Source organism: Cocleimonas flava (assembly GCF_004339015.1).
Lineage (GTDB): Bacteria > Pseudomonadota > Gammaproteobacteria > Thiotrichales > Thiotrichaceae > Cocleimonas > Cocleimonas flava.
Genome location: NZ_SMFQ01000003.1, coordinates 234,681 through 258,194 on the forward strand (window position 1 = coordinate 234,681; position 23,514 = coordinate 258,194).

Consider the following 23,514-nt stretch of genomic DNA (forward strand, 5'->3'; position numbering starts at 1 on the left):
TTTAAGTATAATGAAGACCCATAAGTACTCGAACGTGTTCTGTCGCGCAACGGCCTAGAGAGGTAAGATCATAACCACCTTCAAGCATCGAAATTACTCTGCCATTTGCAAACTCATCAGCAATTTTACAGATTTGATCGGTAACCCAGATATAGTCACTATCCATTAAACTAAAACCGCCCATTTCATCATCAATATGTGCATCGAAACCTGCTGAGATATAAATTATTTCAGGCTTAAACTTTCTTAATGCTGGCAACCATTTTTCTTCAACCGCCGCTCTATAATCAGAACCTTTGGTACCCGCTGGCAATGGAACATTCACCATTAGCTCTTCCATAGATTTTCCAGCATAGCCAGGATAGAAAGGATGTTGGTAAGTTGAACAGAAAAGTACGTGCGGGTTGTGAGAGAGAATGTCTTCTGTGCCATTGCCATGATGCACATCAAAATCTACGATAGCGACTCTTTCTAATTTGTGATGTTCTATGGCATGTAACGCGGCGATAGCAATATTATTAAAGAAACAAAAACCCATTGCAGCACCTTTCTCAGCATGGTGACCAGGTGGACGAACATTGCAGAACACTCTTTTAGCCTCACCGGATACAGCTAAATCTGTCGCTAATATACCTGCACCGGCAGAACGTTGTGCAGCTTCCAGAGTAAACGGATTCATGCAGGTATCCGGGTCTACATGACGTAAACCTTCAAGCGGCGAATGATTATAGATTTCCTCTACATACTTGTTTTCATGCGCTCGTTCGATTTGTAAAATAGTGGCATTAGGCGCTTCATGATACCTTAAAAAATCCATGAGTCCTTTCGCAGACAACTGATCTTCAATTGCCGTAAGACGCTGAGGGCACTCTGGATGAAACTCAACCATTTCATGTCGCAAACAATCTGGATGAGTAATATAAGCTGTGGGCATAAAATATTTCTCCTTCGCTATTTTAAGCTGCAGTTTTTCATTCTTTTTGTTTTTGTTATTATTTACTAGAGAGACTAGCTTCTATTCCGTTTATTTACCAACTTACTTTAGAGATATTTACGTGGCATATTAAATAAGTATCTATGTATTGATAATTGTCATATAAAACACTGGCCAATAAAGACAAGATCAACATATAAAATATCTATATTTTGTTATTATTTAATTATTTATATATGCTGGCTTCATTATGTCTGAACATTACTTAAAAGCATTATTTGACCCGTCTTCAATCGTTATTGTTGGCGCGAGTGAAACTGAACAAACATTAGCCGCTTTAATAACCAAAAAACTGCATAAGCAGTTTACCGGTAGCCTCTATTTCGTTAATCCCAGACATAAAGAAATCCTGGAAACCCCTTGCTATAAAAAAGTCACGCTCATTGAAGAAGATATAGATCTGGCAATAATTGTTAGTCCAACAAGAACCGTTGAAAAAGTGATTCGCGAATGTGCAAAACAAGGTATTAAAAATGCTTTTGTTATGTCTAAGTATGCCAATACCTACAAGTCGCAAATCACACCAGAAATGAAATCCTTGTTAAAGGTAGCAAAAGAAGTAGATGTCAGAATTTTAGGCCCCAATGCCGCCGCATTGATTCGTCCGTCGACCAATTTCAATGCCAGTATTACCGATAATAAAATAATACCCGGCAAACTCGCAGTAGTCGCACGATCCAGAACCATTTGTAGCAGTCTTATTGATTGGGCAGAAACAGAGCAAGTCGGATTCTCATCGGTAATCTCTCGTGGTTCTGGGATTGATTTAGAGTTCTCGGACATTATTGATTTTTTAGCTAACGATCACAAAACCAGCAGCATTATTGTTCATATTAATCAAGTAACGCACTCCAGAGCATTCATGGGAGCTTTGAAAGCAGCAGCCATGCGTAAACCCGTTGTTATTTTAAAATCATCCCACGACAATGGCAGTTACAGTGATGCTATTGCAAAAACAAAAGATGTTAGAGCGATGGATGACGTCTTTCGTGCTGCCGTTTTAAGAGCAGGTGCAGACCATGTGACAACGCTGTCACAGTTGTATACGGCAGCTAAAATCCTAGCCAATAATCGACGCACAAAAGGTAATAATTTGGCACTCATTTCTAATGGTTATGGACCAGTAATGCTGGCGAATGACCGACTTAGAGATTTAGGGTTTCAACCAACACTACTGAGTAAAAGCCTTGTGGAAGAATTGAAGGGCACCTCAAAGAATATTTACGGTTTTGATAATGCGATAGTTATTCCTGACAGAAAAAATACCGCAGAACTATACGCAAAAAATATTAAAATTTTACTGGCGAGTAAAGAAGTGGACGGCATAGGAATTATATTTGCACCAGATGCCATGATAGACAGTCAGAATCTGGCTACTGAAATAGCTAAAGTAGTAAAAAATGCCAAAAAGCCAACTCCTACTATCTGGTTAGGAACAGCATCAGGCGGTCAAGGTCGCAAGATATTTACACAAGAGAAAATATCTAATTACCGGTCACCAGAAGCAGCCATGGATGGTTATAGTTTCTTATGCAATCACTTGGCAAACAGAAAAAAATTACTGCAAGTCCCTTTTCCACTGAATAAAACAATTCCACCAAAAACAGCAATTGCTAAAGAAATTATTGAAAAAAACCTTCTACAAAAGCGTAATGTGCTGTCGAGAAAAGATTCAATAAAACTGTTAGAAGCCTTCCATGTTAAATGCAACCCAGCATTGCACGCAGACTCAGTAGAGGAAGCTATAAAAATAGCGGATGACATTGGCTACCCTGTTGCATTGAAAATTGACTCTCAACATATCACGTATAAATCTGATGTTGAGGGTGTGAAATTGAACTTACAAGATGCAAAAATGCTAAAAAAGGCATTCTTGCAGATAAAAACAAGCATTTCTAAAATACGCTCAAACATTATCATTGATGGCATTATCGTTGAAAGAATGTATGCACCCTCTTCTGGTCGTGTATTGAATATCAGTATTCTAAACGACCCTGCTTTTGGACCCGTAATCAGCTTTGGCCCGGGTGGTACGCAATCCCCCGCAATGAAGGATAGAGCAATCCAGCTACCACCACTGAATAGGAGATTAGCTGAAGATCTGATTAACAATACACAAGTAAGTTTAATTTTAGATAAATACCGTAATTTACCTGCAACCAACAAAGGTAAATTACGAGAGATGCTTATACGCGTTTCGGAAATAGCGATTCATTTACCACAAATATTTGAATTAACCCTAAACCCAATCATTCTTGATGAAAATGAAGCCATAGTTAACGATCATCAAATAGTAATTCAGAAGTTTAACAAAGACCCTAAACACTTTAGTCATCTAGCAATACATCCATACCCATCCGATTGGCGCAGATTCATTACCATTAAGAATCATAAGAAAGTTGAGCTGCGTCCTATTCGTAGTGAAGATGCACAAGCAGAAGTAGAGCTCATCAATAATATGTCGAGCAAATCTAAATATTTTAGATTTATGCATGCTGTCAATGATCTGACACCTGAAATGTTATCCAGATTTACCAAATTAGATTACGATCGTGAAATGGCTTTTGGTGCTTTTATTCAAAAAAAGAACAAAGATAAGCTATTGGGTGTAAGTCGCTATTCCATAAACCCTGATAAGAAAAGTTGTGAATTTGCTATTGGCATAGCCGATAAATATCAAGGTTTGGGTTTGGCCAGACAGTTAATGCTGATTCTGATTGAGCACGTTAAAGACCGTGACCTTAAAATTATTGAAGGTACTGTGCTCAAAAATAATACCTCTATGGATAATCTAATGGATTCTCTAGGCTTTAAAAAGAGCGCATCAAAAGACGATTATGATATTAATATTTATACCTTTGAATTTGATGAATAGAACGTTTGTAAATGCCAATTGTTAACAGTGAATTTAAACCAGCCTGGTGGCTAAACAACCCACACCTGCAAACGCTCTGGTCTACTTTTTTTAAAAACCGACCAGATCTACAATTACATAAAGAACGTTTAGAACTAATAGATGGCGATTTTATTGATATTTCGTCAACTACTGACCTCCACCAAAAACCCATTGTTCTTATTTTGCATGGACTAGAAGGAACCTTAGAATCACATTATGCCAAACCACTAATCAAACTCCTTGAAGATAATGGGTATGGCGTATGTTTTATGCACTTTCGAGGCTGCAGTGGCGAGATTAACCGTTTAAAACGAAGTTATCACAGTGGTGACAGTTCAGATTTGCAAGCCGTTATTGATTTTATAAAAACCAGGTACCAACAGGCTCCGTTTGCGGTAATAGGTTTTTCATTAGGTGGTAATTTATTACTCAAATGGTTAGGCGAACAACATTCTGAAGCGAATACCACAACGGCAATAGCAGTGTCCGTGCCCTTTAAATTAAAAGATGCCGCTGAAAGATTGGAGAAAAGTTTTTCCCGTGTTTATCAGAATCATCTGATGAGTAGTTGCAAGAATAAATACCAGCAGAAAGATAATCTATTCAACATTGGTTTAGTGGAAGATATCAAATCTGTAAATACCTTTTTTGACTTTGATGACAAAATTACAGCACCGCTTCACGGTTTTTCAAATGCAGAAGATTACTATGCAAAATCAAGCAGTCATCAATTCTTAAATAAGATAGAAAAACCAACCTTAATACTCCACGCAGAAGATGATCCATTCATGTGGAGAACTACACCTCCGCAAGAAAAAGACATATCAAAAAATGTCACTGTTGAGTTATCTAAAACAGGAGGCCATGTTGGTTTTGTTTCAGGGAAATATCCTTGGGCAGCCAGATACTGGGCCGATCAAAGAATTTTACAATGGTTAAAATCACAATCTAAAAAGTAATATTTCGGTTATTTCTATTATTCTTAAAAACAATCACTGCTTTTATTCAAGATTAATATTCATTAATCATTAGCAGTTAAGTCAAGATTCATACTTCTCGTGTAAAATAGTTTGCACATAAAATTAATTATAAAGAAGTCATTTACTTATAAAAAATATAGAAATGGTAATTCTTAAAAATTATAAAAAAAGTATTAATAATTATGACTTTAGAAATCTCATCAAATTCAATCACTGCACCTAAAGAAATGAATAATTCTGCCAGGCGTGGATTACTATTACTAAGTATCTATGCCTTTCCCATAGTCTTGTCTTCTCTCGTTTTTCTGTTGGTCGTAATGATTAGCGATATTGATTTCAGTTCAGTTGGTAGTAAAACCGACTATGCAGAGATAACCAGCCCTAAAAATCAATCAGCTGTTGAGAAAAAATTCACTATATCCGGAACGTTAAGCGAACCTCTCAAAGATCATAAATTTTACTTACTTGAGTATCGTGAAAAGAATTACTGGCCAAAATATTCTATGGGCAATAAAGCAATGTCCTGGAATAAAAACCTTACCAATAGAGCAAAAAAGAACGCGTTCAATTCTTACTTAATCATCATGGCTGATAAAGACTTATCAGCAACCATAGACAACTGGTTTAAGAGAGCACATGAAACAGGTGAATACCCGGGAATTCCTGATTTAGAGGTAGATCATGTAGTTGCTAAAGTAAGAGTACAAAAAAAATGAGCGCTATAAGAATGAACTGGCTGGATATTTCCAGATTAGCTGCTGCTTTTAGCATCATTGGCATCCATACAACCACAGACCCAAAAGGCAAGGCCTTCATTGATTATGATATCAGTGAAAGAGTTTTTCCGGTGTTGATGAGAACTACCGCAGAACTGGCAAGTACTGAATTTTTCATCCTGGTTTCTTTGTTCTTATTGGCGTTTAAATTAGAAAGAAAGCCTATGCCTTATGGCGCAACCATGAAATTACAAATGCGTCGTTTATTGGTTCCTTTTGTTTTCTGGACTTTCTTTTATGCCTTTTTTGTACTGATAAAAGCCAATGCTTTTGGCTATCTTGATCCAATGCTCGAGAAATTAACAAAACCGGAAACCTGGGCGAGTTATTTCTTATTGGGTAAGTCACAGTATCACATGCACTTTATACCAACGATATTCCTGATTTTCCTATTTCACCCTGTATTCAAATTAGCTTTGAAAGCCCCTATTCTGGGTTTACTGGTTGTACCATTCTTAGCATTCAACTTAAGTATGAGTACCTGGATTTGGGGAAACATTAGCGATAGAAATACACTCGAATATTTAATACGAGGAATCAAAGTACTTTCTTATATAGGTTACGGTTTTGCGGCTTATAGCATTCTGGGTCTATGGCAACAAAAATTTGATAAAGAATTGTCGAAAAAGATATTCATGTTCGGATTATTAGCGGTCAGTATTTTCTTCATCATAAAACTGACTCATGCAGCGCTAAGTATTGAAGCAGGATCGTATGTTCCGAAAATGGGTGCCATTTACTATGCGCATAATTTACTTCCTATTGGTGTCATTCTTTTATTCCTCGGGTCTCAGCATTTCAATTGGCCAGAAAAAATAAGTGATTTTTCAAAGTTCACTTTTGGTACCTATCTGATGCACCCAGCGGTAATAGACATAATAGATATATTCCTGAAAGGTGTGGAGATGGCACCTTATCAACTTGTTTTATTTAAATACACATTTACGTTAAGTATTGTGCTAGCGCTGTCTATTCTGATCAGCAAGATTCCATTGCTTGCATGGACTATTGGATTGGGGCCTTTACCTTTTGCTAATAGAACGTCAGGAAAACTAACAACGAATGAAGTTACTGATAAACCCAAAGTAGCTACAACAAACTAATTACTGATAACTAACTGAAAAACTTTATATGCTTACAAAAATATTACTGATTGGCACTTTTATATTACTGGCTTGGAGTACATATGTACTGACTAACAAGAACCAATATATTATGGCGCAAAATACAAAATTAATTGAATTGCAGGGTGAGCTAAAAAAACAACAAGAAACCATCATTCAAAATGCTGACAAACAAATGAAGTTATTAGTTGCTAATAATAAAGCTTCTGAATCAGCGATTAAGTCTGTAGCAGACAAAATATCAAAAGTGAAAGTCGCTGTAGATAAATTGAAAAAAACAATCGCTACAAAAAAACCTGCTGCCAAGAAAAAACCAAGTGCTAAACCTAAACCAGCAGCAAAACCTAAACCAGCGGCTAAGCCAAAACCAGCTGCTAAGCAGAAAGCGGAAGCATCACAAAAAGCTATGCCAAAAAAGCCTGATAATGCTGACGCAGAACTGGAATTAACAAAAAAACTGAATAGTGTAAATGAGTTACATAAGCAGGGTTCTATTGAAGCAGCTGCAACAGCGCTAACAGAATTCAAAGGACTTATCTGGAAAAACAGAAAAGATGAAAGGGTCACGAAAGAAACTGTTTTATCCATTATTTCTTCAATTGATTACACCTTAAAGAAATGGAATGAAAAAGAATTAACGTACGACTTATCAAAAGTGAATGAGAAATTTAAAACATTTTTTAGCAAAAAGGAGGCATCAAAATGAGTAACAAAGTAGAAAAAGAAACGATGTCAAAACGCCTTCTTACAGGATTAGTCGTACCTTTATCTTTGGGTGCAGTATTAGCTGGGTCATCAATCTTTGTAATATCACAAACGAATAAAAACGTTAGTCTGGAAGATAAGGCAAAAAGTGAACTATTAGGAAGTCTCTTATTACCTAAGAAAGAAGAAGCAAAAACAATAAAAAAAGAGAACATGGAAATCGCTGAATCTAACAAAAAAGTCAATCTAGGCACCTGTTTTGTTCCGAAAAAAGAGTTAACTGAAATCGATGAGCACATCGCTAAAACAGCTTGGACTTATTACGAAAACAATTATCAGGAAAAAACGGGCTTATTCAACGCTGCCAACCAATACCCTTCTACCACGATGTGGGATACAGGTTCTGCCTTGGCGGCAACAATCGCCGCAGAAGATTTTGGCATTATTGATGATAAAGAATTTGATGACAAAATCACCGCGCTGATTAAAACCTTAATTACTATGGATTTATTCAAAGGAATAGCACCGAATAAGGTTTACAACACAAAAACCATGAAGATGGTTACCTATGCCAATAAAGTTACTCCTGATGGTGTTGGTGTTTCAGTATTGGATTTAGCACGTTTAGTTTCCTGGCTTCGAACATTATCGTGTAAACATCCCAAATTTACACATCAGATTGATTTAGCATTAAAGCGTTGGAATTTTGACACCTTAATTAAAGATGGAAGAATGCAAAGTCTCAAACGCTACCCAGAAACAGGGGAGATTAAATCATTCCAGGAAGGACGATTAGGGTATGAGCAGTATGCCGCTAAAATTTTAGAGCGTGAAGGTCATAATTTAAATGTCTCCTCTACTTATAATAATGTAGACAGAAAAGATATCGATATCTATGGCATTACTGTTGCTACTGATAACCGTACACCTGAAGAATACCATTCTAATAACTCTGTTGTTTCTGAGTCATACATCATGGATGCCATCGAAAATGGCTATGATGATGAAAATACACCCCTGATCAATAATATCTACCAGGTACAAAAGAAAAGATGGGAAGAGACAGGCATTGTTACAGCGGTTTCGGAAGACAATATCAATAAAAAACCCTACTTTGTTTATAACACGATCTTTTCTGGTGGAAAAACCTGGGTCGCTAAATCTTCAAAAGGTGCCATCCTGACAGAGCATAAAACGGTTTCTAATAAAGCCGCTATCGCGATGTCATTACTGTACCCAGATGATAGCTACAGTGATGTGTTATTCAATAAAGTCAAAAGTGCTTACGATCCTAAAAAGGGATGGTATTCAGGTATTTATGAAAACGGGGAAGGATATAATTCTTCGACAACTGCAAATACCAATGGCGTTATTTTAAGTGCGCTACTGTATAAAAAATACGGTTCAATGCATCAAATTTGCCAGAAATGTCGACCTAGTGCTAAATCAAAACTGTTGGCAGCTAATAATGAAAATAAAAACCTGTGTGAGTCAAACTAAACATGTATAGAAAATCAATAACACTTTTGACGTTTTGTATTTTAGCGTCTTTGCAACAAACGGCTGTTGCGAAAACCAGCTTTTATGCACCAGAAGTTAAAAAGAAAATTAGCGTTGAAACAAAGAAAAAAACGAAATACAGCCTTGGGGGACAGTTAACCTTAAAAGATAGAGTTCATGACAGTAAAGTAAGTTTCAGTGCGAGTGCTACCTGGAAGCCAGATTCGAAAGACTATTGGTATATCAAAGGTACAGCAAAGCATAATTTTGATAACGGAGACGAAGGTTTTACTTATAATTACGGGCTTGGCTATGATGATTGGCACGAAGGTACCTGGACAGTTCAAATTAACAATTATGACAGTTTAAAAATTGGTGAAGGCGGCTTCAATCTAGATAGCGCCATTGTGAGTGTTGGTTATAAAACCAAAATTAAGCAATTACAAAAACTGAATATGAAATCTACCATTACCTTAAGTAAACGTACTGACGGTGACACCAAGCTTTCTACATCTCTGCAGTGGGCGCCCAAAAAATACTGGTTTATTAAAGGCATATTGATTACACCACTTGAGAATGGCAAACCTTATTGGAACTATCTGTTTGGCTATGATGATTGGCATCCCGGTACTTTTGGATTTGAATATACAAATTATGAATCAAATCCAACCAGTGAAACTAACTTTAGAAAAGGGTTCTTCTCTTTAACGTATAAGTACAAATTAAAATAAATAAATTATAAATACAAAGTCACCCCCCTACTTATGGGCGGTTTTTTTAAATAAGAAAGGAGTTATGCGAACTAATTAGACTCAGATTGTAATGTAAGAATAAGTTGTTTTACCGCTTCATATTCTGAAACAAAATCTTGAAAAAGCTGATCTATTTCTTTTTCATCATTTGATTCAAACTTTTCAATCTGAAAACTGATGTCAGATAAACCAATAGCACCGAAGGTTCTCGAACTGGATTTAAGTGAATGGCCGATATCTTTAACAGATTCCCAACCCTTATTTTCAATATGATTCTTCATGTTGTCGATTGATGATTCAGTTTCCTGAAAAAACACAGTAACAAGTTCAGGAAATACTTCATCCATGCTTTCTGCCAGACTAAAGAATTCGCTTTTATTAAAATTTATATCTTTCATAAAAATCTCTTAAAATTGAGAACGTTATTCATATAACCCGAAGGTTATATGTGTAAACACCAAAGTATACTTTTAATAAAAATAATTAACATAATATATGAATATACTCGTCGTTGATGATTCCACAGAAATACGTTTAATCATCAAACATTACCTTACAAAGTTTAATCACAATGTCGATTTAGCCGTCGATGGTGGCGATGCATGGGAGAAAATAACAAATAACGAGTATCAAGTCATTATTAGTGATTGGAAAATGCCAATCATGAATGGTTTAGAGCTGTGTAAAAAAGTCAGAGCGGCCAATTTTAAAAACTATATCTATTTCATACTGTTAACAGGTATGTCAGGAAAACAAAATACGCTCGATTCAATAAAAGCTGGGATCGATGATTTTGTAAACAAACCCATCGATGCTGATGAATTAAAAATTCGTTTAACCTCTGCAAAAAGAGTATTGGATTTAGAAGAAACATTAGAACGTAAGAATCTGGCACTTAAAAAGATCAATGAACAATTAAACACAGATTTAAAAAATGCGACGAATACTCAAATCAGTTTACTTCCCGCTAATCTGGATTCAAAGCATTTCACAACTGCCTGGTACTACAAGCCTGCCGTTTTTGTAGGTGGTGATACATTTAATTACTTTACGCCCTCACCCGATTTTTTAGTGTTTTATAAAATTGATATCTCAGGTCATGGAATATCTGCAGCGATGCTTTCTATGTCACTTCAATCGACCTTGGGCTTAAAACGTGGGTTATATGGTGGACCAATCACCCGCGAAAGTTCTTATGATTTACCTAGAGTGTTTGCAGAAAACCTGAACAAAATGATGCTGGAAAATAATACCGACCATTATTTAACCATGATTTTTGGCATTGTAGATATCAAGTTAAACCAAATGCATTATGTACAAGCCGGTCACCCTCATCCCATGTTTTACAACAAAGAGCATGACCAACTTACAGAGATTGATGTCGATGGATTCCCTATTGGCTTAATCGACAATGTTGAATATGAGACACGGCATATAGATTATAAATCCGGGGATAAGTTTGTTGTCTATTCTGATGGTATCAATGAAGTAGATTCTGCAATAACTGATAAAAGATTGGAATCAAATACGCTCTACGAGCATTTCAATTCCATTAGAAACCTAACACCCAATAATATGATCGACAAGATCAAAAATACCTGGTTGAAAAAAGAACAACTAAAGGCATTACCTGACGATGTCAGCATACTCATTTTCGAGTTTAAATAAATAAAAATTAGGAGAATTACAATGAACCTTGCAATCACTGAAAACGAAAATATTACAGTCGTTACTGTTAAAGAAGCACGTTTGGATGCCTCTATAGCACCTGAATTTAAAAAACAAATGGAAGAGTTAATCAATAATGATAAAGACAAAATCATTCTGGATATTTCAGAAATAGGTTTTATGGATAGTAGCAGTTTAGGTGCTCTAGTAGGTGTATTAAAGGCAATGGGTAACAACGGAAAACTAATTGTCTGTGGCGCTTCAGGTGTCGTTCTGGAATTGTTTAAACTGACTAGAATGGACCGTATTTTCACTTTGGCAGACGACATGCAAGCTGCTAAATCAGCTTTTGTTGCTGAAGCTTAGATAATGCTAAATAGCGAATCATTCAACAATGTAATTAACAAAGCAACAATTACAGTATTAAACGGAGTAATAACCTAAGAGGTTATTCAACTGATATGAATAATATTAATCAAACAGAAATTGACAGTGAGTTATCAGAAGTTAAAAAACTTTCTGCTCACTTTCGAGATTTCTGTAACCACAATTCTCTTAATGAGCAGCTATCTGGATTATTAGAACTAGCTCTCGTAGAAGCGGTGAATAATATAATCATTCATGCTTATGAAGGCTTACCCGGCAATACTATCAAAGCGCAATATCAGAAAACTGATTCTAATATCATTATTACACTGACTGATTTCGGTAAAAAATTTACCGGCAAAGATAAGAATAAAGATACAGAAAAAGGTGACTTGGAATCTTTACCAGAAGGAAACTGGGGTATAGGACTCATAGAATCTATCGTTGATGATATTCAAAGAAGTAGAAACGCTGATTCGAACACATTAATAATTACAAAAAGTATCAATTAATCATTACTTAAATCTAACAATTAACAATAAGAAGAACACATGAATTTTTACTTTGATAAATACGAAGACAGAAAACCAGAGCCACCATTACCGCATAATGAATGGCGAGAATTACTGTGGCAGTATTTTGCTGTAATAGCACTTGTTGTTGGTGCCTGGTATATCACTTGGCGATGGACATCATCCTTAAACTACGATGCACTCTGGTATGCCATTCCGTTGGTCATTGCAGAAACAGGTGCGTATATTGGATTAATACTCTTTACGTTTAATTTATGGAAAGTAAAAGATACACCTAAACAAGATCCTCCCACCATGTTGAGCGAAGTGATCGCCTATGATATTTCTAAAGATAGAAAGATCAATGTCGATATGTACTTCCCTACTTATGATGAGGATCCAGAACTAGTTAGATTGAGCCTAATCGATGCAAAGAACGTACTGAACCCCATGGGTGTCAATATCAGTATTCACGTTTTAGATGACGGTAGCCGAGACAGCATGAAACAAGTCGCGGATGAAGAAGGTGTAAATTACATTACACGTGAAGGTAATATTGGCTTTAAAGCGGGTAATTTAAGAAATGCCATGGAACAAACAGGTGGAGATTTTATTGTCATTTGTGATGCAGATACACGCCCTCTTCCAACCTTACTCGAACACACTTTAGGTTACTTTAAAGATTCTGATGTTGCATGGGTACAAACGCCACAATGGTTTTTTGATATTCCAGAAGGCAAGCCCCTTGATCAAGCCCTTGGAAAATATCTTTCTACTCCCGGAAGATTATTGGGCAAAGGGATACAAAAAATAATTGGACCAGTACAAATTGGACAAGACCCTTTTGTTAATGACCCTAAGATGTTCTATGACGTGATTCAACGTAGAAGAAATTGGTGTAATGCCTCATTCTGTTGTGGAGCTGGCTCTATTCACAGACGTGAAGCTGTTATGGAAGCTGCATTAAAATCGTATGCAGAACAGATTGATGCTGATGTCGAAGATATTTACAAAAAAGTAAAAAAGATAACAGGCGAATCAAAACTTGATGAAAGTCTGCTTACATTGATTGATCAACAAGCGTTGTTAAATAATGAATTCACGCCTTATCGTTTTCACGTCTCTGAAGATATTTACACGTCGATTGTTTTACATTCCGATCCGGATAGAAACTGGAAATCTGTGATGCATCCCGACGTTGAATCTAAAATGCTATCACCGCAAGATCTTTTAACCTGGACTATCCAGCGATTTAAATACGCAGGTGGCACGCTGGATATTGCTAAAAATGATAACCCGGTATTTCGTAAAGGAATGTCGCTTCCTCAACGCTTAATGTATGCAACGACCATATGGTCATATATTGGTGGAATATGGAATGCTATTTTCCTTACTGCGCCTCTAGTGTATTTATTCTTTGCAGTATCACCAGTACAAAGCTATTCGATGGACTTTTATATCCACATAGTTCCGTTTTTATTATTGACTGAAATAGCCTTTATGATTGGCGGCTGGGGGTTAGCAGGATATCCATCCAAAGCTTCCTATTTAGCTTTTTTCCCGACAAATTTAAGGGCCTTATGGACAGTAATGAAAGGAGAAAAAATTAGTTTCCCTGTTACGCCAAAAGACCGTCAGGAAGGTAGCTTCCTACATTTGGCGATCCCACAAACAGTCATTATTGTATTAACAACAATAGGTATTATTTACGCATGGTCTCAATATCAGTTAGAACATCCTTCTTATGATATTAACGGCGTTTTACTGAATACTTTTTGGGGATTAAATAATATTTTAGCGTTAAGTGGCATCATCTTTGCTGCTTTATGGAAGCCTGAAAAAGAACAAGAAGAAATTACTGCAGTTTAAATAGAGTATATAAAAAATGAATAACAATAACGTACCAGGATTCAAACAAAACTTAGTGAGAGCAAGGTCACATATTATCTTTATGCTAGCCTTAATCACTGCTTTTTCGTTGGTGATATCACTATCAAACGCTTCTTTTGAAGATCGAGTAACGGCAAAATCAACAGTGAAGAATGTAATAGAAATGAAATTACCTCCACAAAGAAATCTAACAGAAGAAGAAAAGCAATGGGCGTTGATTGCCTGGAAATATTTCCAAAATAATACGATTGAATCTACAGGTTTAGCGAATTCTGCAAATGCCTATAAATCAACAACACTCTGGGATAGCTCATCTTATTTACTAGCTGTTATTTCTGCGAGTCGACTTGGAATTATTGATAAACCTGAATTTGAAAACCGAGTAAATAAATTTCTCGCAACCATGCTAAAACTACCTTTATATGAAGGCAAGTTACCTAACAAAGTGTATAACACCGAAACATTGGAGATGGTTGATTATAATAATAAAAAGACCGAAAAAGGTTTAGGTTGGTCAGCGATTGATATCGGTCGTTTAATGGTGCCTCTCAATATCCTGGTTTGGAATTACCCCGAATTTACTACACAGGTAAAAGCGATTACAAAACAATGGGACCTTAGTGCTGCAGTAGATAAAGGAGATATGTACGGTGCATTAAATGAAGATGGCAAAACGGTTTACCTTCAAGAAGGACGTTTAGGCTATGAAGAATATGCATCAAAAGCATTCCAGCTAGTTGGACTAGATGTTAGTAGTGCAATTGATTACACGTCATGGCTAAAATTCATAGATATCGAAGGGATCAATATTCCTACTGATAGTAGAAGCCCTGAAAAATTTACCGCACATAACTATGTCGTTTCAGAACCTTATATTCTGGATGGTATTGAGTATGGTTGGGATCAAATGTCGCGTGAGTTTTCTGGTCGAGTTTATACAGTACAGGAAGAAAGATATAAGAATACTGGCAAACTTACCGCTGTTAGTGAGGACAATATCGACCAAGCACCCTATTTCGTCTATAACACCGTTTTTACAAGTGGTAAGAAATGGAATGCCATCACTGAAGATGGAACAGATGCGAGTGAGTTTAAAACTCTTAGTACTAAAGCTGCATTTGGCTGGCACATGCTGTATGAGACTGAATACACTAAAAAACTAATGAAAGTAGCTAGCCAACTGTACGACCCTAATCTTGGATGGTACTCAGGTTTGTATGACAAAACAGGTGAGCCAAATAAAGCATTAACTGCAAATACAAATGGCATAATCCTGGAAACATTAGCTTACAAACAAACAGGTCAATTATTGAAACCATAATATTGAATTAAAAACACCTTTACATAGTTTGTAGCATCGAACGTAAAAAAATGAATAATTATAAATAGAGCGTATAAAAATATGTGTATCACAACAAATACAGCTTGGAAAAACGTACAACAACATGCACTAGAAATGTCAGAATTTCACGTTCGTGATGCATTCGTAGAGGATTCCGAACGCTTTAAAAAATATTCAATTCATTTAGATGGTTTACTTTTTGATTATTCCAAACAACGTATAACAAAAGAAACCATGGAGTTACTTTTCGAGCTCGCCAAAGAAAGTGATTTAGAAAACTGGCGTGATCGATTGTTTAATGGAGAACGCATAAACCATACTGAAGATCGTTCTGTATTACATACAGCATTAAGAGATATGTCTGATGACCCAATCTATGTTGATGGTAAAGATATTAAACCAGGCATAGATTCTGTACTTAAAAAAATGGAAGCGTTTATAGATAAAGTTCACAATGGAGACTGGTTGGGCTTTACCGGCAAACCCATAGACACCATTGTAAACATTGGTATTGGAGGTTCTGATCTAGGCCCGAAAATGCTCTATGAAGCATTAAAACCCTATCATATCCCTAAGATAAAGGTTTGTTTTGTATCTAACCTGGATGGTGCAGATTTAGCCAATCAAATTACGCAAATAGATCCCGAAACGACTTTATTTACCATCGCATCCAAGACGTTTACAACGCTAGAAACAATGCAAAATGCAAATACTGCAAGAAACTGGTTCCTAAGACATACTGAAAATGAGAGTGATATCGCCAAACATTTTGTAGCAATTTCCACCAACGCAGAAAGTGTTGCAGAATTTGGGATCGATACGAACAATATGTTCGAATTCTGGGACTGGGTTGGAGGACGCTATTCTCTTTGGTCTGCAATTGGATTACCGCTTGCACTCGGTATAGGAATGCATCATTTTAATGCACTTCGTGAAGGTGCATTTGATATCGATACACACTTCAAAACCAGCCCTTTTGAAAGAAATATTCCAGTAATAATGGCCCTCATCGGAATTTGGAATAGAAATTTTTTGGGCGCTGAAACTTTAGCTATTCTGCCTTATGACCACCTGTTAAAAGATCTCCCTGATTTCCTTCAACAACTCGGTATGGAGAGTAATGGAAAATCTGTGGACCGTGATGGTGAAGAAATTGATTATGCCACTGGCGCAGTTGTATGGGGTGCGACGGGTAACAATGGTCAACATGCGTTTTTCCAATTATTACATCAAAGTAAAACCTTAGTTCCTTTAGATTTTATAGGGAGTGTAAACAGCGGTTATTCCTTAGAAGGACACCAGCAAAAATTGTTTTCTAATATGGCTGCTCAAGCCAAAGCATTGATGTGTGGAAAAACAGAAGAAGAAGTGACTAAAGAAGCAAAGTCACAGCATGATAGAGATATCGTTCCTTATAGGGTTTTCGACGGAAATGTTCCATCGAATATGTTTTTGTTTGATCATTTAACACCACACAGCTTAGGTATGCTCATCGCTCTGTATGAGCATAAGGTTTTTGTTCAAGGCATTATCTGGAACCTTAATTCGTTTGACCAATGGGGTGTTGAACTTGGTAAAAAACTGGCCAACGAAATTTTAGACGACCTTATTAGTGATGAAAACACAAACAAACACGATTCTTCAACAGAAGGTTTAATGAATTATTTCAAAGCAAGTTTTATGGATAAACTTGCTTCTTAATTCACCTTTAACTTAATAATAAAAAAATTCGCCATTATGCTTAAAAATTTCACACGATCTGATGTTGTATACAGACACACTTTTGTCATCATTTTAGCGTTTGTATTGATCATAGGTAGTGCAGTCGTCCTGGCTTATACCTATAAGCAAACAAATGCCATGAATGAACGCATTGCAAAATTAGATGCAGAACAATTCGCAACATCAGTAGCTAAATTTAGAAATTTTTACAGTGAAAAGATCGTACCAATTGCAAAAGATCATGGATTAAACGTAACACATGATTATGAGAATGCTAATTGGTCCATCCCCTTACCCGCAACATTCGCTAAAGATTTTGGGGAATACATTTCTAGCGATGATAAATCTTATGCGGTAAAACTATACAGTGATTTACCCTTTCCATGGAGAAATCAGGAAAAATTAGACACCATTGAAAAAGCCACTATAGAAAAAATAAAAGAAAATCCAGACGCTCCAGTCATATCTGTAGAAAGCCACAATGGCAATAAATATATCAGATACGCTCGTGGTGACATTATGAAAGAGAGCTGTGTAGCTTGTCATAATAGTTATCCCGGTTCTCCAAAAACGGATTGGAAAGTAGGTGACGTCAGAGGTGTTCTAGAAGTCATTAGGCCAATAAATACAGCTCAGTTTAATTCTATTGGTTTACTTAAAGAATCTTTTCTTATGATGCTCGCCATTATCTTATCAATGGTTAGTCTTATCTTTTTTGTGCTGAGAAAATTAACAAATTCATTAAATGCTGCATACGAAGCTTATGAAAAAGAGGAAAAAACATCTCAAAAACTACACGCTAGCAGCGTAAAAATGACAGCTATTGTCAATTCAGTAGAAGAAGTCATCATAGTTATTGACGAAAAAGGAATAATTACAGAATGCAATAATTCCATAGTGAAAGTATTTGGCTACTCTGTAAAAGAAATAATAGGTAAAAATGTTAGTGTGTTAATGACAGGCGATCACCATATACATCATGACAATTATATAGAAGAGTATATAGGTAAAGGTGAAGGAACTGTCATGGGACAGAACAGAGAGTTTGTTGCCATCCGTAAAAACGGAGAAGTCTTCCCAATAGAACTTTTTGTAAATGATGCGCGGATTGGGGATACGGTTTTCTTCACGGGTAGTATAAGAGATATTACCGAGCGTATTGAAATTGAAAAAGACAAAGAGCTTACACACAAAGCTGCACTAGAATCCGCGGAATTAAAGAGTGAATTCCTTGCCAATATGAGTCATGAAATCAGAACGCCTATGAATGGTGTTATCGGCATGACTGAGCTACTTCTGCTATCAGACCTTGATGAAGAACAACAAGAACTCGCACATACCGTTAAAGATAGTGCAGACTCTTTATTAACCATTATCAATGATATTCTCGATTTCTCGAAGATTGAAGCAGGCAAGCTATCGATTAAAAAGAGGCACTTTAAACTGTTAAAAATGATAGAAGGTTCTATCGATTTACTATCAAAAGAAGCCAATAAAAAAGAAGTAGAACTTGCCTTCTTCATTGACAAAAATGTGCCCCTCGAAATTACTGGCGATGCCGGAAGATTACGCCAAATTCTAATTAATCTTCTCAATAATGCCTTGAAGTTCACAGAAGATGGACAGGTCATTTTATATGTCTCGATGAACAACGATGACACCATATGTTTTTCAATAATTGATTCTGGTATTGGTATTCCAGAAGATTCTTTAGCCACCCTATTTGATAGCTTCTCACAGGTTGATGGCTCAAGCTCCAGAGAACATGGTGGAACAGGTTTAGGACTTGCCATTTGTAAGCAGTTAGTAAACCTCATGAAAGGTGAAATGGGAGTCGAAAGCAAATTAGGCGTTGGCTCTACTTTCTGGTTTACAATCAAACTGGATGAGAACAATGAACACCCCATTAAACCATTAATTGATTCCAATGCTCGCGTTCTAATGTGGAGTACTTCAGAAACGTTGAATCGTTACTATAAAGAGCAACTAAGCCAATGGGGTATGAGCTCAACTATTGTCAGAAACCTGAATAGCATCAACAATGAACTAGATAATAATACTTACAATATGCTGGCACTAGATTCGGATAATATATTCATTGATGAAAACAACCCTGAATCCTTTTTCCCTATTTTAGAGACCCTACGTCAAAAATCTAATGCCTTGTTTGTGTTGTATGCGAGCCATCAACAATATCAGTTCCTATCGACGCTTAAATTTGAAAAGAACATCGTTTTATTTAAAAAACCGATCAAACATACGGCGATCAAAACACTGATGGATCAGTTTGAATCCAGAGCAAATAAAACAGCAGAAAAAGATACATCTCCAATCAAAATAGAGACACTTGAAACTACTCAAGAAGAGATGACTAACGATGAAAAAACAACAGTAATAGAGAAAGATAAATACCACATTCTTTTGGCAGAAGACAATCTGGTTAACCAGAAGGTTGCCGTCAAAATGCTGACTAATTTAGGCTGTAAGGTAACAGTCTCCAATAATGGTCAGGAAGCATTAGATAAAGCGCGTGAGCATTACTTCGACGCTATCTTTATGGATTGTCAAATGCCTGAATTGGACGGTTATGAAGCAACAAAACTCATCAGAACCTTCCCCCAAAGCCACATGAATTATGACATACCAGTCATCGCCTTTACTGCTAATGCCATGAAAGACGACCATAAGAAATGTGAACAGGCAGGAATGGATGACTATCTAAGTAAACCAGTAAGTCTTGATAAGCTGGAAAAAGTAATACACAAATGGATTGAAAAGATGGCTGCGAGACAATCCAGATATTTAAAACAAAAATTAATGAAGGAATTATTATGAAAGGCATAGTGTTTACAGAATTTTTAGAGATGGTGGAGGATAAATTCTCCCCAGAAATGGCAGATAAAATTATAGACGCCTCGAAAAGCTTATCTACCGATGGTGCTTATACGGCTGTGGGTACTTATCATCACTCTGAATTAATAGAGTTGGTATCGCACCTGAGTGAAGAGACAGAGATAGATTTAGCTTTGCTGGTAAAAACATTCGGTATCTATTTATTCGGTCGATTTGTAGCGCTTTACCCGGGATTTTTTGAAGATAATAAAGGGACGTTTGGATTCCTTCAATTAATCGAAAATCATGTACACGTAGAAGTTAAAAAATTATATCCAGATGCAGAGCTACCGACCTTTGATACAAACCTGGTGAATGATCACCACCTGGAAATGATATATCAATCAAAACGTCCGTTTGCCCCACTGGCAGAAGGATTAATCCAGGGTTGCATGGACTATTACAATGAAAAAATAGACATCCAGACAGAAGATTTATCTGGCGGCGAAAACAAACACGTCAAATTCTCTTTAATTAAACACTAATTTACAAATCAAATATCATGAGTGAAGAACAAGTCAGATTACTTGAGAGACGCATAGCACGCGAGAAATCAGCGCGAAAGCAAGCAGAAAACTTACTCGAGTCTAAAAGTCTTGAGCTTTATAATGCAAATATTCAATTGAAGGAAATTGCTGACTCACAAGAAAGTGAAATTCAAAAGCGTACACAAGAATTAAAAGTTGCTAGAGATAAAGCGATAAAAGCCAGCAGTATCAAAAGTAATTTTCTAGCAACAATGAGTCATGAAATACGAACACCTATGAACGGCGTTATTGGTATGGCACAGCTATTACTGGATACTGACTTAAGCAATAAACAACGCCGACAAGCTAATGTTTTATTGTCCTCATCAGAATCCTTACTGCAAATAATTAATGATATTTTAGATCTATCAAAATTAGAATCCGGAAAGTTTCAGGTGCAAAAAGAATCATTTGCTCTGGGATCATTCCTTGATGATATTTTGAACTCTTTTGCGATTACTAGCCAAAATAAAAAAATCGAACTACTCAATATTATCGATAGAAATGTACCTGAAAAAATCCAGAGTGATCCTTTACGATTAAGACAGGTGCTGATTAATTTGCTGGGCAATGCGTTTAAATTTACAGAAGATGGATTTATTGTTTTAAAGATCAATCTAGAACGGGGTAATGAAACAGATGCTAATTTACACTTCATTATTCGAGATACTGGCATTGGAATTACACAGAAAAATTTAATAAAGCTGTTTAAACCATTCAGTCAGGTTGAAGATTACAATCAAAAGCGCGCAATCCAGCAAGGCACGGGTTTAGGCTTATCTATTAGTCAAAAATTGTCTGAATTAATGGGTGGCTCAATTCATGTAGAAAGTGAAGTCAATAAAGGCACTACGTTCACATTGAGTTTGCCCATAAACTTAGACTTAAACTTAAACTTAAAAGACATTGAAAATAAACCAGATCGACCATTATTAGATAAAAATATCATTTTTTATCAGCCTTTAAGGTCTATTTCAGATATTGCTGAACAGCAGTTAAGCAATATCAGTGATCAAGTAGAAAATATGCAATCACTTGAAGATTTTTTAGAAAGGTCTTCTCAAAAAGGTACTACTAAAGACGCCTATATTCTCGATGTAGAGAACCTAAAGAAAAAACAAATCAAATATTTATTAACGCATTTAACTAACAACAACATTAAGTACAACGATTGGCTATTCATACAAAGTATCAACAGCAAACACGAAGATCTGGAAATTTATTGCGATAAACATAACATTAAAACAGTGATGAAACCTACCTGCCAATTCACATTATACGATGCGGTGAAATCATTGAGTGATGGTCACTCACAAAAGAAAGTGACAAAAAATGATAATAAATCAGACTTTACAGGGAAGAAACTACTCCTTGTTGAAGACAACAAAGTCAATCAAATGGTCGCAAAAGCATTACTTAAAAAATTAGGCCTAGATATCACTATTTCCAATGATGGGCTCGAGTCTTTAGATGCATATCAAAAAGATTCATTTGATATAGTTCTTATGGATATCAATATGCCAAATATGAGTGGAATAGAAGCGACTCAGGAATTGCATAAAATCATGAAGGTCAATAATACGTCCACCCCTATCATTGCTTTAACCGCTAATGTTATGGAAGGCGCAGAAGAAGAGTATCGATCTTATGGTATGAATGGTTACCTATCTAAACCTATTGAAATAGATAAGTTAAAGATTGAACTGAATAAATGGTTATAAAATAGCCTTACCATAAAGCGTAACCCTTATACCAATTTACATTGAATAGTTACGTTTCGATAAGATAGATCGTGAAAGCATGAGCACAATATTTAAAAGAATGTTTAAATAAGCGCACATGAAAAAGACACATCACACATCGAATACTCGCGTAAAAACGCCAAAAAATTCCATCAAATCACCATTACCGATGAGGCATGGTGTTTCTGCCAGTAGAGTGTGGCTTCCCAAGCCTGGAGATTCTAAAAACACAACAGAACAATATGGCGAATGGCAAACAATCCTAGAATTCCTCATAGAAAGGTTTCCATTTATTCCCGCGGATATTTTAGAAGAACGTATGCTCCGTGGTGATATTGTCAATCAGGACGGTACGGTATTTAGACCCGACAGCCAATACCAGGCGGAAACGTTTTTATTTTACTACCGTGAAATACCCAATGAGGCCGAAATTCCGTTCAAAGAGAAGATTCTCTATAAAGATGAAAATATCATTGTCGTGGATAAACCGCATTTCTTACCGGTATCTCCCTCTGGTCGGTATGTCAGAGAGAGTTTGCTTGCACGACTAAAACATCATTATCAGCTTGAAGACATCAGTCCTATCCACCGCTTAGACAGAGAAACAGCAGGAGTCATACTATACAGTTGCAATAAAGACATACGTGGCGATTACCAAACGTTGTTTCAAAAGAAACAGGTTGAAAAAACCTACGAAGCCATCGCACAAAAACCTGACAGTAACTCAGACTTAAGCTTTCCCTTAAATTACAAAAGTCGCATGACAAATGGCGATCCATTTTTTGTAATGCGTGAAGAAGAAGGTGAAGCTAATTCTGAAACTAATATCGAACTCATTGAGACTCAATGTAATCTGGCTAGGTATCGATTAAGCCCAGTTACCGGAAAACAACATCAATTACGCGTGCATTTAATGTCTTTGGGTATACCTATTCTAAACGATCCTTTTTACCCTGTAGTTTTACCCGATAAAGGCGATGACTATTCTTCCCCTTTACAATTATTAGCGAAAAGTATCTCGTTTATTGATCCCATCAGTCAGGAAAAGAGATTTTTTGAAAGCGAACAAAATTTAACATTATTGTCATCAAAATAATGCATAAAGTACTAGAAGAAAAAAATAGCA

General features: G+C 36.3%; 19 protein-coding genes. 17 read left to right on the plus strand and 2 right to left on the minus strand.

The features are described from left to right. Nucleotide 1: 1 nt before the first annotated feature. Entirely contained in the window at nt 2–934 is a 933-nt protein-coding gene (locus EV695_RS07165) for a histone deacetylase family protein (RefSeq protein WP_131905273.1), read from the minus strand. Between the two features lie 250 nt (nt 935–1,184). Here EV695_RS07165 and EV695_RS07170 point away from each other — a divergent pair, with 250 nt between their 5' ends. The 7 genes from EV695_RS07170 to EV695_RS07200 all read left to right on the plus strand — a co-directional run bounded on the left by EV695_RS07170 (nt 1,185) and on the right by EV695_RS07200 (nt 9,706). After that, nucleotides 1,185–3,869, plus strand: a complete 2,685-nt coding sequence (locus EV695_RS07170) for a bifunctional acetate--CoA ligase family protein/GNAT family N-acetyltransferase (protein ID WP_131905274.1) — start codon at nt 1,185–1,187, stop codon at nt 3,867–3,869. 11 nt (nt 3,870–3,880) lie between these two features. After that, entirely contained in the window at nt 3,881–4,849 is a 969-nt protein-coding gene (locus EV695_RS07175) for a hydrolase (protein WP_131905275.1), read from the plus strand. Between the two features lie 203 nt (nt 4,850–5,052). Beyond that, on the plus strand, nt 5,053–5,586 hold the full coding sequence (locus EV695_RS07180; RefSeq protein ID WP_131905276.1) for a hypothetical protein: 534 nt from the start codon (nt 5,053–5,055) through the stop codon (nt 5,584–5,586). Continuing rightward, on the plus strand, nt 5,583–6,749 hold the full coding sequence (locus EV695_RS07185) for an acyltransferase (RefSeq protein ID WP_131905277.1): 1,167 nt from the start codon (nt 5,583–5,585) through the stop codon (nt 6,747–6,749). Before EV695_RS07180 ends, EV695_RS07185 begins: the two co-directional genes overlap by 4 nt. A 112-nt stretch (nt 6,750–6,861) precedes the next feature. Continuing rightward, nucleotides 6,862–7,476 carry a hypothetical protein gene (locus EV695_RS20255; protein WP_207907000.1) on the plus strand — a complete coding sequence of 205 codons (615 nt, stop codon included), beginning with the start codon at nt 6,862–6,864 and terminating at the stop codon, nt 7,474–7,476. Beyond that, the gene (locus EV695_RS07195; protein ID WP_131905278.1) at nt 7,473–8,975 is read left to right on the plus strand and encodes a DUF3131 domain-containing protein; all 1,503 of its coding nucleotides are present in this window, start codon (nt 7,473–7,475) and stop codon (nt 8,973–8,975) included. Before EV695_RS20255 ends, EV695_RS07195 begins: the two co-directional genes overlap by 4 nt. Before the next feature lie 2 nt (nt 8,976–8,977). Next, nucleotides 8,978–9,706, plus strand: a complete 729-nt coding sequence (locus EV695_RS07200; RefSeq protein ID WP_131905279.1) for a hypothetical protein — start codon at nt 8,978–8,980, stop codon at nt 9,704–9,706. A 71-nt stretch (nt 9,707–9,777) separates the two neighbouring features. Here the strand turns inward: EV695_RS07200 and EV695_RS07205 are convergent, their stop codons facing one another. After that, nucleotides 9,778–10,125, minus strand: coding sequence for an Hpt domain-containing protein (locus tag EV695_RS07205; RefSeq protein ID WP_131905280.1), 348 nt, complete (start codon nt 10,123–10,125; stop codon nt 9,778–9,780). 97 nt (nt 10,126–10,222) lie between these two features. Here EV695_RS07205 and EV695_RS07210 point away from each other — a divergent pair, with 97 nt between their 5' ends. From EV695_RS07210 to EV695_RS07255, 10 genes are all read left to right on the plus strand, one after another. Continuing rightward, nucleotides 10,223–11,395, plus strand: a complete 1,173-nt coding sequence (locus EV695_RS07210; protein ID WP_131905281.1) for a fused response regulator/phosphatase — start codon at nt 10,223–10,225, stop codon at nt 11,393–11,395. 21 nt (nt 11,396–11,416) lie between these two features. After that, nucleotides 11,417–11,761: an STAS domain-containing protein gene (locus tag EV695_RS07215; RefSeq protein WP_131905282.1), complete on the plus strand. Its 345-nt coding sequence runs from the start codon at nt 11,417–11,419 to the stop codon at nt 11,759–11,761. Nucleotides 11,762–11,856: 95 nt separating this feature from the next. Then, a complete protein-coding gene (locus tag EV695_RS07220) occupies nt 11,857–12,273 on the plus strand; it encodes an ATP-binding protein (RefSeq protein WP_131905283.1) in 417 nt (138 codons plus the stop codon). Between the two features lie 39 nt (nt 12,274–12,312). Beyond that, nucleotides 12,313–14,142: a glycosyltransferase gene (locus EV695_RS07225; protein ID WP_131905284.1), complete on the plus strand. Its 1,830-nt coding sequence runs from the start codon at nt 12,313–12,315 to the stop codon at nt 14,140–14,142. Between the two features lie 16 nt (nt 14,143–14,158). Beyond that, on the plus strand, nt 14,159–15,484 hold the full coding sequence (locus EV695_RS07230) for a DUF3131 domain-containing protein (RefSeq protein WP_131905285.1): 1,326 nt from the start codon (nt 14,159–14,161) through the stop codon (nt 15,482–15,484). 81 nt (nt 15,485–15,565) lie between these two features. Further along, nucleotides 15,566–17,206 (plus strand): glucose-6-phosphate isomerase, encoded by a 1,641-nt coding sequence (gene pgi / locus EV695_RS07235; RefSeq protein ID WP_131905286.1) that lies wholly within the window; start codon nt 15,566–15,568, stop codon nt 17,204–17,206. A 36-nt stretch (nt 17,207–17,242) separates the two neighbouring features. After that, nucleotides 17,243–20,062: an ATP-binding protein gene (locus tag EV695_RS07240; RefSeq protein ID WP_131905287.1), complete on the plus strand. Its 2,820-nt coding sequence runs from the start codon at nt 17,243–17,245 to the stop codon at nt 20,060–20,062. Continuing rightward, nucleotides 20,059–20,604, plus strand: coding sequence for a heme NO-binding domain-containing protein (locus EV695_RS07245; RefSeq protein WP_131905288.1), 546 nt, complete (start codon nt 20,059–20,061; stop codon nt 20,602–20,604). The genes EV695_RS07240 and EV695_RS07245 overlap by 4 nt, the downstream gene beginning before the upstream one ends. 17 nt (nt 20,605–20,621) lie before the next feature. Further along, nucleotides 20,622–22,367, plus strand: coding sequence for an ATP-binding protein (locus tag EV695_RS07250; protein ID WP_131905289.1), 1,746 nt, complete (start codon nt 20,622–20,624; stop codon nt 22,365–22,367). 118 nt (nt 22,368–22,485) lie between these two features. Continuing rightward, on the plus strand, nt 22,486–23,484 hold the full coding sequence (locus EV695_RS07255; protein WP_207907001.1) for a pseudouridine synthase: 999 nt from the start codon (nt 22,486–22,488) through the stop codon (nt 23,482–23,484). The last annotated feature ends 30 nt before the right edge of the window (nt 23,485–23,514 follow it).

What these genes read in the sequence shown, in the direction of transcription:
- EV695_RS07200 (WP_131905279.1), top strand. Translation starts at nt 8,978, where the DNA reads ATGTATAGAAAATCAATAACACTTTTGACGTTTTGTATTTTAGCGTCT.
- EV695_RS07195 (WP_131905278.1), top strand. Translation starts at nt 7,473, where the DNA reads ATGAGTAACAAAGTAGAAAAAGAAACGATGTCAAAACGCCTTCTTACA.
- EV695_RS07215 (WP_131905282.1), top strand. Translation starts at nt 11,417, where the DNA reads ATGAACCTTGCAATCACTGAAAACGAAAATATTACAGTCGTTACTGTT.
- EV695_RS07225 (WP_131905284.1), top strand. Translation starts at nt 12,313, where the DNA reads ATGAATTTTTACTTTGATAAATACGAAGACAGAAAACCAGAGCCACCA.
- EV695_RS20255 (WP_207907000.1), top strand. Translation starts at nt 6,862, where the DNA reads ATGGCGCAAAATACAAAATTAATTGAATTGCAGGGTGAGCTAAAAAAA.
- EV695_RS07165 (WP_131905273.1), bottom strand. Translation starts at nt 934, where the DNA reads ATGCCCACAGCTTATATTACTCATCCAGATTGTTTGCGACATGAAATG.
- pgi (WP_131905286.1), top strand. Translation starts at nt 15,566, where the DNA reads ATGTGTATCACAACAAATACAGCTTGGAAAAACGTACAACAACATGCA.
- EV695_RS07220 (WP_131905283.1), top strand. Translation starts at nt 11,857, where the DNA reads ATGAATAATATTAATCAAACAGAAATTGACAGTGAGTTATCAGAAGTT.
- EV695_RS07240 (WP_131905287.1), top strand. Translation starts at nt 17,243, where the DNA reads ATGCTTAAAAATTTCACACGATCTGATGTTGTATACAGACACACTTTT.
- EV695_RS07180 (WP_131905276.1), top strand. Translation starts at nt 5,053, where the DNA reads ATGACTTTAGAAATCTCATCAAATTCAATCACTGCACCTAAAGAAATG.
- EV695_RS07255 (WP_207907001.1), top strand. Translation starts at nt 22,486, where the DNA reads ATGAAAAAGACACATCACACATCGAATACTCGCGTAAAAACGCCAAAA.
- EV695_RS07245 (WP_131905288.1), top strand. Translation starts at nt 20,059, where the DNA reads ATGAAAGGCATAGTGTTTACAGAATTTTTAGAGATGGTGGAGGATAAA.
- EV695_RS07175 (WP_131905275.1), top strand. Translation starts at nt 3,881, where the DNA reads ATGCCAATTGTTAACAGTGAATTTAAACCAGCCTGGTGGCTAAACAAC.
- EV695_RS07205 (WP_131905280.1), bottom strand. Translation starts at nt 10,125, where the DNA reads ATGAAAGATATAAATTTTAATAAAAGCGAATTCTTTAGTCTGGCAGAA.
- EV695_RS07185 (WP_131905277.1), top strand. Translation starts at nt 5,583, where the DNA reads ATGAGCGCTATAAGAATGAACTGGCTGGATATTTCCAGATTAGCTGCT.
- EV695_RS07230 (WP_131905285.1), top strand. Translation starts at nt 14,159, where the DNA reads ATGAATAACAATAACGTACCAGGATTCAAACAAAACTTAGTGAGAGCA.
- EV695_RS07210 (WP_131905281.1), top strand. Translation starts at nt 10,223, where the DNA reads ATGAATATACTCGTCGTTGATGATTCCACAGAAATACGTTTAATCATC.
- EV695_RS07170 (WP_131905274.1), top strand. Translation starts at nt 1,185, where the DNA reads ATGTCTGAACATTACTTAAAAGCATTATTTGACCCGTCTTCAATCGTT.
- EV695_RS07250 (WP_131905289.1), top strand. Translation starts at nt 20,622, where the DNA reads ATGAGTGAAGAACAAGTCAGATTACTTGAGAGACGCATAGCACGCGAG.